The sequence below is a fragment of the Streptomyces sp. NPDC034670 genome, from assembly GCF_055574875.1.
Window position 1 is genome coordinate 102,526 of the sequence record NZ_JBVITR010000014.1, and the last position, 10,849, is coordinate 113,374.

General features: G+C 74.2%; 9 protein-coding genes. 7 read left to right on the plus strand and 2 right to left on the minus strand.

What is annotated here, in order from left to right; translation table 11 throughout:
* Window positions 1-845: 845 nt before the first annotated feature.
* Window positions 846-2,012, minus strand: a complete 1,167-nt coding sequence (locus ACZ56B_RS13085; protein ID WP_468789275.1) for a hypothetical protein — start codon at window positions 2,010-2,012, stop codon at window positions 846-848.
* Entirely contained in the window at window positions 2,009-2,950 is a 942-nt protein-coding gene (locus tag ACZ56B_RS13090) for a 5-dehydro-4-deoxyglucarate dehydratase (RefSeq protein ID WP_468789277.1), read from the minus strand. The genes ACZ56B_RS13085 and ACZ56B_RS13090 overlap by 4 nt, the downstream gene beginning before the upstream one ends.
* A gap of 252 nt (window positions 2,951-3,202) precedes the next feature.
* On the opposite strand from ACZ56B_RS13090, the gene ACZ56B_RS13095 reads away from it, so the two are divergent.
* From ACZ56B_RS13095 to ACZ56B_RS13125, 7 genes are all read left to right on the plus strand, one after another.
* Entirely contained in the window at window positions 3,203-4,012 is an 810-nt protein-coding gene (locus ACZ56B_RS13095) for an NAD-dependent epimerase/dehydratase family protein (protein ID WP_468789279.1), read from the plus strand.
* A 354-nt stretch (window positions 4,013-4,366) separates the two neighbouring features.
* Window positions 4,367-5,137, plus strand: coding sequence for a DeoR/GlpR family DNA-binding transcription regulator (locus ACZ56B_RS13100; protein ID WP_468789281.1), 771 nt, complete (start codon window positions 4,367-4,369; stop codon window positions 5,135-5,137).
* A 107-nt stretch (window positions 5,138-5,244) separates the two neighbouring features.
* Window positions 5,245-6,615, plus strand: coding sequence for an ABC transporter substrate-binding protein (locus ACZ56B_RS13105; protein ID WP_468789283.1), 1,371 nt, complete (start codon window positions 5,245-5,247; stop codon window positions 6,613-6,615).
* Window positions 6,612-7,553, plus strand: a complete 942-nt coding sequence (locus tag ACZ56B_RS13110; protein WP_468789285.1) for a carbohydrate ABC transporter permease — start codon at window positions 6,612-6,614, stop codon at window positions 7,551-7,553. Before ACZ56B_RS13105 ends, ACZ56B_RS13110 begins: the two co-directional genes overlap by 4 nt.
* Entirely contained in the window at window positions 7,550-8,401 is an 852-nt protein-coding gene (locus ACZ56B_RS13115) for a carbohydrate ABC transporter permease (protein ID WP_468789287.1), read from the plus strand. Before ACZ56B_RS13110 ends, ACZ56B_RS13115 begins: the two co-directional genes overlap by 4 nt.
* Entirely contained in the window at window positions 8,398-9,387 is a 990-nt protein-coding gene (locus tag ACZ56B_RS13120; RefSeq protein ID WP_468789289.1) for a zinc-dependent alcohol dehydrogenase family protein, read from the plus strand. Before ACZ56B_RS13115 ends, ACZ56B_RS13120 begins: the two co-directional genes overlap by 4 nt.
* Before the next feature lie 136 nt (window positions 9,388-9,523).
* Window positions 9,524-10,717: a TerD family protein gene (locus tag ACZ56B_RS13125; RefSeq protein WP_468789291.1), complete on the plus strand. Its 1,194-nt coding sequence runs from the start codon at window positions 9,524-9,526 to the stop codon at window positions 10,715-10,717.
* The last annotated feature ends 132 nt before the right edge of the window (window positions 10,718-10,849 follow it).

A 10,849-nucleotide genomic window follows, 5' to 3' on the forward strand; every position in this document is an offset into this window, starting at 1 on the left:
CCCGGCCGCACCCCCCCCCCCACCCCCCATCCCCGTGGAACCACCGCCCCCCCCCTCTCCCCGCCCCCCCCCCCCCCCTTCCCCCCCCCCCCCCCCGCCCCCCCCCGGGGCCGTGAGGGGGCCGTCCCGCGAGCGCGGGGTCCGCACGGCGACCGGCCGCGCCGCTTCCGTGTGCACCGGCAACTCCGCGAACGACCCGGCCCCGGCGTCGCGGAGGGCCGCGGACCTCCCGGTGGGGTGCTCCCGGGAGGACGGTGGCCCTCCTCGCCGCGGTCGCCCTCCTGCGCGCGACGGTGCTGTACGCGTTGCCGCGCGTGCGGGAGGAGCGGCCCGGGCCGTCCGCGGGCGGCCGCCGGGAGCGGACGGCGCGGGGCGCCCGTTCCCCGTGGTCGCACCCGCTGCTGCGCCCGCCGGTCCCGGCGGGCGGCGCCACGGTGCTGCGCGCGGGACGGAACGGGGCGCTGGTGTACGCCGTCGTGGACGGCCCGGGCCGCTCCCCCGCGTACGCCGGTGTGCTGTACGCGGTCCGGGAGCGGGCCCGGTGGCCCTCGGCCTGCTCCCCGGTCCCGCCCTGCGCCGCCTGGGCGAACGGCGCTTCGCGGCGCACGGGACCGGTCCGCCGGCCGCCGCGGTGGCGCTGCGCGCCGTGCCGGACGAACCGCCGGCGCCGGCGTGCGGCGCGAGACGCCCGGACCGCTGCCGGGGCGGGTCGCCGCCACCGCCCGGACGCCGGTGTTCACGCCGAACGGGCTCGGGCCGGCGGCCGGCGCGGCCCTGGCCGGACCGCTCGGCCACCGGCTGCCGCCGGTCGCCCCGGGGCTCGCGCTGCCGGCGGTGGCGCTGCTTCAGAGCGCGGCGAGCGCCGAGCGCACCGCCTCCAGGTCCCCGTCCGACGCCAGCCCCGCGTGATACAGCCGCAGCTCCGTCGCGCCGAGCCGGCGCGCCTCGGCCGCGTCCGCCGCGAGGGTGCCGGGGCTGCCGCCCATGCCGGAGACCACCGTGAAGTTGGCCGCGAGGACGGCGTCCTCGCGGCCCTCCCGCGCGAACGGCGCGAGCAGGCCGGGGCCTTGGGCGCAGGGCACCACCACGCCGTCGGCGACGGAGAGGACGTGCGCGGGGTCGACGCCGGCGTTGGCGCCGCAGTGGTACGACACCGGATCCGCGTGCAGCAGCACCCGGAAGCCCTCGGGCGCCGCCTCCCGCACCGCCCGGACCGCCGCCTCCTGGAGCGTGCGGGCCGTCTCGTCGCGCCAGGCGCGGGTGGCGTTCGCCGTCGCCTCGCCGAGGAGCTTCTCGACCCCCGCCCAGCCTCCGCCGGAGGGCGCCGCCCCCCGCCACACCGGCTCGAGCGCGCCCCGGACGGCGGCGGCGAGCTCGTCGGCGTCCAGGCCGTGGGCGCCGTAGCCGTCGCGGCAGGACGGGCAGAAGCACAGCGACATCAGGTACTGCCCGGCGTCCCCGAGGCCGACGCCGGCGGTCTTGTCGTGGGCGTGCAGATGGGCCAGCCCGTACCAGCCGAGGGACTCCAGCTCGGTGCCGCGCGCCCCGGGCCGCACCGCCGCCTCGGCGGCGAGGTCGGTCAGGTACGCGCGGGTGGCGGGCTGGGCGATGCACGGCGCCCACGGGTAGCGGTCCCCGTGGGCGTTGACCACCGAGGTGTCCGGGTGCTCGGCGCCGAGGCGGGAGTTGTGCGCGAGGACCACCCAGGTGTGCACCTCCAGCCCCGCGTCCGCGAGCGCGCCGGCGGCCTCGCCGAAGGCGTCGCCCGGGGCCCAGTCGCCGGCCGGGTACGGGCGCAGGGCGCGGCCGGACCAGCGCTCGCCGACCGGGTAGAGCACGGCCGCGTGCTCGGCGGTGACGACGCGGTGGCGCGGGTGGCGGGGGGTCAGCGCGCGGGTGGAGTGGTAGGCGGAGGCGAGCGTCACCTGTGCCGCGCCGAGCGCGGCGATCCGCGCGGGTGCCTCCGGGTCCCCGTTGACGTCCCAGGGGTAGACGAACGCCGACGCCCTCACTTGTCCTCCTCCAGGAGTTCCTGTCCCCGCTCGATCAGCCGGGCGAGCTGCTTGACGTGGTCCTCGGCCGGCTCGTGCAGCGGCGGCCGGACCTCCCCGACGTCCAGCCCGCGCAGGCGCACGCCGGCCTTGACGAGGGAGACGGCGTAGCCGCTGCCCCGGTCGCGCAGTTCGACGAAGGGCCGGTAGAAGCCGTCCAGCAGGCGGTGGGCGGTGGCCTCGTCGCCGGTGCGGAAGGCCGTGTGGCAGGCGAGGGCGATCTCGGGGGCGAAGCAGAACACCGCGGACGAGTAGAGGGTGATGCCGAGGCCTCGGTAGGCGGGCTGGGTCAGTTCGGCGGTGGGCAGCCCGTTGAAGTAGAGGAAGTCGCCCGGGGCCCCGGTGCGCACGGCGCTGACGGTCCGCTGCATGAGGTCGAGGTCGCCGTGGCCGTCCTTGAGGCCGACGATGCCGTCCGTGCGGGCCAGTTCGACGACGGTCCCGGGGGCGAGGACGGCGTTGTCGCGCTGGTAGACGACGACGGGCAGGGAGGTCGCGGCGGCCAGCTCCCGGTAGTGCCGCAGCAGTCCCTCCTGCGCGGCCCGGACCAGGTACGGCGGCATGGCGAGCAGCCCGTCGGCCCCCGCCCGCTCGGCGAGCCGGGCGTAGCGCACCGCGAGGGCGGTGCCGTACCCGGCGCCCGCGACGACCGGGACGCGGCCCCGGACCGCCTCGACGGCGGCCGCCACGCACCGCTCGAACTCCTCGGGCGTCAGCGCGTGGAACTCCCCGGTGCCGCAGCAGGCGAACACGGCGGCGGCCCCGGCCTCCACCCCGCGCCGCACGTGGGCGCGGTAGGTGTCGAGGTCGACGGTGCCGTCGGGCCCGTACGCGGTGACCGGGAAGAACAGCGGCCCGCCGGGGATACTGAGCCGGGCGGTGAGAGGGGCTGACGTCACGAGCTCTCCCAGGTCCATATTCTTGATTACCGTCTACATCTCTGAACGGCTCCACGCTAAGCCGCCCCCGGCGCGCCGGTCAAGCGCCTCCACCCGGCGTACACCAGCGGATTCTTCCGTTCGACGAGGAGAGGGGCGACACTTGACGGGCCACGCCCCACCTCCTTAGCGTGTCCACACTTATGAATGCCGTGCGTCCACGTGCACGTTCGTGCCCCGCGCGCACGGCCGCCGACGCAAGGAGACCCGAGGATGCCCGCTCCCCGCACCGTTCTGCTCACCGGCGCCGCCGGCGGGCTCGGCACCCTGATGCGGGACCTGCTCCCGGACTACGGCTACCAGCTGCGCCTGCTCGACCTGCGCCCGGTCGAGGGCGAGCCGGACGCGATCGTCGCGGACCTCGCCGACCGGGAGGCCGTGCGCGAGGCGGTCCGCGGGGTCGACGCGATCATCCACCTCGCGGGCATCTCCCTGGAAGCCCCCTTCGAGAAGATCCTGAAGGCGAACATCGAGGGCACCTACCACCTCTACGAGGCCGCCCGCGAGGAGGGCGTCGGACGCATCGTCTTCGCCTCCTCCAACCACGCCGTCGGCTACACCCCGCGCCCGCGGGGCGACGACCCCCTCATCCCGGTCGGCGCCCCGCACCGCCCCGACACCTTCTACGGCCTGTCCAAGTGCTTCGGCGAGGACCTCGCCCAGCTGTACTGGGACAAGCACGGCCTGGAGACCGTCTCCGTGCGCATCGGCTCCTGCTTCCCCGAGCCGACCAGCGTGCGCATGCTCTCGGTGTGGATGAGCCCCGCCGACGGCGCCCGCCTCTTCCACGCGGCCCTGACCGCCGAGGGCGTCGGCCACACCGTCGTCCACGGCTCCTCCGCCAACACCCGCCTGTGGTGGGACCTCACCTCCGCGCGGGCGCTGGGCTACGAACCGCAGGACGACTCCGAGCCGTACGCCGAGAAGCTCCTCGCCGAGCAGGGCGAGCTGGACCCGGACGACCCGGCCCACGCCCGCCTGGGCGGCCACTTCGTCACCGACCCGCCGATCTGGCCCCACTGACGGCACCCACGCGCGCCCCGGCGGCGCGAAATCGACGTTCGCGGCGGGGGGGGGGGGGGGGGGAGAGGGGGGAGGCCCCCCCCCCCCCCCCCCCTCCCCCCCCCCCCCCCCCCCCCCCCCCCCCCCCCCCCCCCCCCCCCCCCCGCGTTCGGGCATCCGCCCCGCCCGTTCCCACGCCCCCGGCCGCCCCGACGCAGGTCCGGGACGGGCACCGCCCGATCCGAACGGGCACAAACGGGCAGGAACGAACACACGACGAGCCTGGTCAGAACCACGCACCCGCTGTAGAACATCCTGCGAGGGCCGCACCGGGCCCGAACGGGCAGCGAGTTCAGGAAGCAGGTGGTCGGACCCATGAGCCCCGGGACGGCCGAGGAGCGCCGGCGCGAGATCGTGCGGCTGGCGCGCGCCACCGGCTCGGTCGAGGTCACCGCGCTCGCCGCCGGTCTGGGCGTGGCCAAGGAGACCGTACGGCGGGACCTGCGCGCCCTGGAGGACCACGGCCTGGTGCGCCGCACCCACGGCGGCGCCTGCCCCGTGGAGAGCGCCGGCTTCGAGACGACCCTCGCCTTCCGCTCCACCAGCCACGTGCCCGAGAAGCGCCGGGTCGCGGCCGCCGCGGCCGAGCTGCTCGGGGACGCCGAAACGGTCTTCGTCGACGAGGGCTTCACCCCGCAGCTCATCGCCGAGGCCCTGCCCCGGGACCGGCCGCTGACCGTGGTCACCGCCTCCCTGCCGGTCGCGGGCGCCCTCGCCGAGGCCGGCGCCTTCTCCGTGCTGCTGCTCGGCGGCCGGGTGCGCTCCGGCACGCTCGCCACCGTCGACCACTGGACGACGAGGATGCTCTCCGGCTTCGTCATCGACCTGGCGTACATCGGCGCCAACGGCATCTCCCGCGAACACGGTCTGACCACGCCCGACCCGGCGGTCGGCGAGGTCAAGGCGCAGGCGCTGCGGGCCGCGCGGCGCGTGGTGTTCGCGGGCGTCCACACCAAGTTCGGGGCGGTCAGCTTCTGCCGGTTCGCCGAGGTCGGCGCGTTGGAGGCGATCGTCACGAGCACCCTGCTCCCGGCCGCCGAGGCCCACCGCTACTCCCTGCTCGGACCCCAGGTCGTCCGGGTCTGAGCAGGACCGGACCGGCACACCAGCATCAGCACACCGTTTCACGCCCCCCTCGGGCCGACCCGCACCGGGTGACGCCCGCTTTCTCCCTCTACGTCCAGGAGCGATCCATGCGAACCCAGAGCCGACGGAGACCGCGAGCCGCACTCGCCGCGGTCGCCGCAGGGACGCTGCTCGCCCCGCTGCTCTCCGGCTGCTGGGTCGGAGCGGGCGGGACCGGAGCCGGCGGTGACGCCGTCAACGTCCTGATGGTGAACAACCCGCAGATGGTCGAGCTGCAGAAACTGACCGCGGCCCACTTCACCGAGGACACCGGCATCAAGGTGAACTTCACCGTGCTGCCGGAGAACGACGTCCGCGACAAGATCAGCCAGGACTTCGCCAACCAGGCCGGCCAGTACGACGTCGCCACCCTGTCCAACTACGAGATCCCCATCTACGCCCGCAACGGCTGGCTGCACGAGATGGACTCCTACGTCGAGGAGGACCCCGGCTACGACCAGCAGGACGTCCTCGAACCGATGCGGCGGTCCCTCACCGGCGACGACGGCAAGCTCTACGGCCAGCCCTTCTACGGCGAGTCGTCGTTCCTGATGTACCGCAAGGACGTCTTCGAGCGGGAGGGCCTCACGATGCCCGCCGCGCCCACCTGGCGGCAGGTGGCCGACCTCGCCGCCGAACTCGACGGGGCCGAGCCGGGCATGAAGGGCATCTGCCTGCGCGGGCTGCCCGGCTGGGGCGAGGTCATGGCCCCGCTGACCACGGTGGTCAACACCTTCGGCGGCACCTGGTTCGACGAGGACTGGAACGCGCGGCTCGACTCCCCCGAGTGGCGACGGGCGACGGAGTTCTACGTCGGCCTGGTCCGCGAGCACGGGGAGTCCGGCGCCGCCCAGGCCGGTTTCGCCGAGTGCCTGAACCACATGACCCAGGGCAAGGTCGCCATGTGGTACGACGCCACCTCCGCGGCCGGTTCCCTGGAGGCCGCCGGCTCCCCCGTCAAGGGCAAGGTCGGCTACGCGCCCGCCCCCGTCGAGAGGACCGGGTCCTCCGGCTGGCTCTACACCTGGGCCTGGGGCATCCAGCACGCCTCCCGCAACCCCGACAACGCCTGGAAGTTCGTCTCCTGGGCCTCCAGCAAGGAGTACGAGGAGCTCGTCGGCGAGGAGAGCGGCTGGTCCGACGTCCCGGCCGGCAAGCGCGCCTCCACCTACGCCCACCCCGACTACCGCGCGGAGGCCGCCGCCTTCCAGGAGATGACCAGGAAGGCCATCGAGCAGGCCCGTCCCGACGACCCCGGCGTCCAGCCCCGCCCGGCGCCCGGCATCCAGTTCGTCGGCATCCCCGAGTTCACCGATCTCGGCACCAAGGTCTCCCAGGAGATCAGCGCGGCCATCGCCGGACGCCAGTCCGTCGCGGCGGCGCTGAAGAAGTCCCAGCAGCTCGCAGAAGAGATCGCCGAGGAGTACGAGGGACGATGACCGCCACGACAGCGGCCCCCGCGGCCGCACCGCAGACACCCGCCGCCCCCCGCCGGTCCTCCGCCCGGCTGCGCGCCTGGGCCACCCGCGCCCCGCTGCTGCCCGCCCTGATCTTCATGATCGCGGTCACCCAGCTGCCCTTCGTGGCGACCCTGGTGATCTCCTTCTTCGACTGGAACTCCCTCTACCCCGACGCCCGCCGCTTCGCCGGCCTCGACAACTACCGGGAGGTCCTCACCGACCCCGCCCTGCGCGCGTCGGTCTGGACGACCGTCCTGCTCACCGTGGCGGTCGTCCTGGCCAGCCTGGTCCTCGGACTGCTCCTCGCCCTGCTCCTGGACCGGAGGTTCCGCGGCCGGGGCATCGTCCGCACCCTGCTCATCGCCCCGTTCCTGGTGGTCCCGGTCGCGGCGGCCCTGCTGTGGAAGCACGTCCTGTACAACCCCGAGTACGGCCTGCTCAACGGCCTGCTGCACTACGTCGGCGGTCCCCAGCCCGACTGGATCTCGGGCACCCCGCTGATCGCCGTCGAGGCCGCACTGGTGTGGCAGTGGACCCCGTTCATGATGCTGATCCTGCTCGCCGGACTGCAGAGCCGGGACCAGCAGCAGATCGAGGCGGCCCGCGTCGACGGCGCGGGCGACTGGCAGATCTTCGTCCACATCACGCTGCCCCACCTGCGCCGCTACCTCGAACTGGGCGCCCTGCTCGGCTCGATCTACATCGTGCAGAACTTCGACGCGGTCTTCACCCTCACCTCCGGCGGCCTCGGCACCGCCAACCTGCCCTACACCGTCTACCAGACCTTCTACCAGGCCCACGAGAACGGCCTCGCCTCGGCCGCCGGCGTCCTGGTCGTCATCGGCTCCCTCATCATCGCGACCTTCGCCCTGCGCGTGGTGTCGTCCCTGTTCCGCGAGGAGGTGTCCCGCGCATGAGCAGCACCGCCGTACGCGCCCGCGGCCGGTTCCGCGGCACCGCGGGTCTCGGCCTGGTCGCCTGGCTGGCCGGCATCGTGTTCTTCCTGCCCATCGCCTGGATGGCGCTGACGTCCTTCCACTCCGAGGCCGACGCGGCCACCAACCCGCCGTCCTTCACCGCCGCCCTCACCCTCGACGGCTACCGCGAGTTCTTCGGCGCGGGCGGCGGCGCGAGCCCCTGGCCGGCCCTGATCAACTCCACGGTGGCGTCCGTCGCCTCCACCCTGCTCGTCCTGCTGCTGGCCCTGCCCGCCGCCTACGCCCTGTCCATCCGCCGGGTGAGGAAGTGGACGGACGTCCTGTTCTTCTTCCTCTCCACCAAGATGCTGCCCGTGGTGGCCGGCCTGCTGCCCGTCTACCTGTTCGCCAAGAACGCCGGGATGCTCGACAACATCTGGCTGCTGGTCGTCCTCCACACCTCCATGAACCTGCCGATCGCGGTGTGGATGATGCAGTCCTTCCTCGCCGAGGTCCCGGTGGCGATCATCGAGGCCGCCCGGATCGACGGCGCCCGGCTGCCGACGGTGCTGGCCCGCGTGATCGCCCCGATCGCCCTGCCCGGCATCGCCGCGACGGCGCTCATCTGCTTCATCTTCAGCTGGAACGAACTGCTGTTCGCCCGGGTCCTGACGGGCGTGGTCGCCGAGACCGCCCCCGTCTTCCTGACCGGCTTCATCACCAGCCAGGGCCTGTTCCTGGCCAAGGTGTGCGCCGCGTCGCTCGTCATCTCCCTGCCGGTGCTCGCCGCGGGGTTCGCCGCCCAGGACAAACTCGTCCAGGGCCTGTCGTTGGGAGCCGTGAAATGAAGGCCGCCGTCATCGAGTCCGTGGGCAAGGCCGTCGTCGCCGAGGTCCCGGACCCGACGCCCGGGCCGCGCGAGGTCGTCGTCGAGGTCGCGGCCTGCGGGCTGTGCGGCACGGACCTGCACATCCTCCGGGGCGAGTTCGCGCCCGAGCTGCCGATCGTGCCGGGGCACGAGTTCGCGGGCGAGGTGGTCGGCGTCGGCACGCGGGTCACGGAGGTCGCGGTGGGCGACCGCGTGGCGGTGGATCCCTCCCTCTACTGCCACGAGTGCCGCTACTGCCGCATCGGCCACAACAACATGTGCGAACGCTGGGGGGCGATCGGCGTCACCACGGCCGGCGGCGCCGCGCGGTACGCGGTGGCCCCGGTGGCGAACTGCGTCAAGCTGCCCGAGCACGTCCGCACCGAGGACGCGGCGCTGATCGAACCCCTCTCCTGCGCGGTGCGCGGCTACGACGTGCTCCGGTCGCGCCTGGGCGCCCGGGTGCTGATCTACGGCTCGGGGACGATGGGCCTGATGATGCTGGAGCTGGCCAAGCGGACCGGCGCGGCGAGCGTGGACGTGGTGGACGTGAACCCGGCGCGCCTGGAGACGGCCCGCCGGCTGGGCGTGTCGGCCTCGGCCGCGAACGCCGACGAGCTGGACCGCCCGCAGGGCTGGGACGTCGTCGTCGACGCCACGGGCAACGCGGCGGCGATCCAGGACGGCCTGGACCGCGTCGCCAAGGCCGGCACCTTCCTCCAGTTCGGCGTCGCCGACTACGCGACGCGGGTGACGATCGACCCGTACCGCATCTACAACCAGGAGATCACCATCACCGGCTCGATGGCGGTCCTGCACAGCTTCGAACGGGCGGCGGACCTCTTCGCGGGCGGTGTCCTGGACCCGGAGGTCCTCATCAGCGACCGCGTCCCGCTGGAGCGGTACCCCGAGGCGCTGGAGCAGTTCGCGGCGGGGGCGGGCCGCAAGATCGTGGTCGTGCCGTAGGCCTTCCCGCCGTGCGGCTTCCGCCCCCCGGGGAGGGCGGAAGCCGCGGGGTGCGGGGGGCTTCGCGGGCCCGCCGGGCGGCGCCCGGGTAAGGGAACGGCAAAACACCCTCGCTCGTTCACCCGGCATGACCGCTATGACCCCTGGCTCGAACATTCCCCTCCCCACCGCCCGCGTGACGGTGGACGTCGCCGCTCCGGTGCGGCTCGACGTATCGGGCCTGCTGCTCGCCGCCGACGGCAAGGTGCGCTCCGACGACGACTTCATCTTCTACAACCAGCCCACCGGTCCCGGCGTGACCTACCGCTCCGGCGGCGGCACCGCCCCCGACGCCGTCACGGTCGACACCACGGCCGTGCCGTCCGGCATCGAGAGGATCGTCGTCACCGCGAGCCCCGACGCCGCCGGCCAGACCTTCCAGGGCATCGAACCGACGGCCACGATCCGCGACGCGGACGCCGGCACCGTCCTGGCCACCTTCACCCCCCCGCGGCTCGGTGCCGAGACCGCCCTGGTCGTGGTCGAGATCTACCTGCGCAACGGCGCCTGGAAGGTCCGCGCGGTCGGCCAGGGATACGCCGACGGCCTGGCCGGCATCGCCACCGACTTCGGCGTCACGGTGGAGGAACCGGCCGCCGCGGCCCCGCCGGCGCCCGCGCCCGCGCAGCCGGTCGCCCCGCCGGCCCCGCCGGTGGCCGCCCCGCAGGCGCCGCCCGCGGCGCCCCCGGCCCCGCCCGCCGCCCCCGTAACCGGGAAGATCAACCTGGACAAGGGCCGGGTCAGCCTCCAGAAGAACCAGACCGTCTCCCTGATGAAGGGCGGCCGCCCGCTGCTCTCCCAGGTCAAGATGGGCCTCGGCTGGGAGCCGGCGTACCGCGGCAAGGACATCGACCTCGACGCCTCGGTCATCGCGTACGGCCCGCGGCGCAACCACGTCGACAGCTGCTACTTCGGCAAGCTCCAGATCGTGAACGGCGCGATCCGGCACTCCGGCGACAACCTCACCGGCGAGGGCGCCGGGGACGACGAGGTGATCACCGTCGACCTCGGCCGCCTCCCCCAGGAGGTCACCGGCCTGGTCTTCACGGTCAACTCCTTCTCCGGCCAGAAGTTCACCGAGGTCGCGAAGGCCTACTGCCGCCTCCTGGACGGCACCACCGGGGAGGAGCTGGTGCGCTTCGACCTCACCGGCGCCGAACCGCAGACCGGCGTGATGATGGCCAAGCTGATCCGCCAGTTCTCCGGGGAGTGGGAGATGACGGCGATGGGCGACTTCGTGAAGTCCCGCACGGTGCGGGGCATGGTGAAGCCGGCCGCCCAGGCGCTGTGACCGTCCGCGGGGGGGGGGGGGGGGGGGGGGGGGGGGGGGGAACCAGCAAGGGGGGGGGGGGGGGTTGTGGTGTGTCCTGCCGGGGGGGGGGGGGTGGGGGGGGAGGGTTCGTGGGGTGAGACGTAAAGGAAT

What these genes read in the sequence shown, in the direction of transcription:
- ACZ56B_RS13125 (WP_468789291.1), top strand. Translation starts at nt 9,524, where the DNA reads ATGACCCCTGGCTCGAACATTCCCCTCCCCACCGCCCGCGTGACGGTG.
- ACZ56B_RS13115 (WP_468789287.1), top strand. Translation starts at nt 7,550, where the DNA reads ATGAGCAGCACCGCCGTACGCGCCCGCGGCCGGTTCCGCGGCACCGCG.
- ACZ56B_RS13120 (WP_468789289.1), top strand. Translation starts at nt 8,398, where the DNA reads ATGAAGGCCGCCGTCATCGAGTCCGTGGGCAAGGCCGTCGTCGCCGAG.
- ACZ56B_RS13100 (WP_468789281.1), top strand. Translation starts at nt 4,367, where the DNA reads ATGAGCCCCGGGACGGCCGAGGAGCGCCGGCGCGAGATCGTGCGGCTG.
- ACZ56B_RS13105 (WP_468789283.1), top strand. Translation starts at nt 5,245, where the DNA reads ATGCGAACCCAGAGCCGACGGAGACCGCGAGCCGCACTCGCCGCGGTC.
- ACZ56B_RS13095 (WP_468789279.1), top strand. Translation starts at nt 3,203, where the DNA reads ATGCCCGCTCCCCGCACCGTTCTGCTCACCGGCGCCGCCGGCGGGCTC.
- ACZ56B_RS13110 (WP_468789285.1), top strand. Translation starts at nt 6,612, where the DNA reads ATGACCGCCACGACAGCGGCCCCCGCGGCCGCACCGCAGACACCCGCC.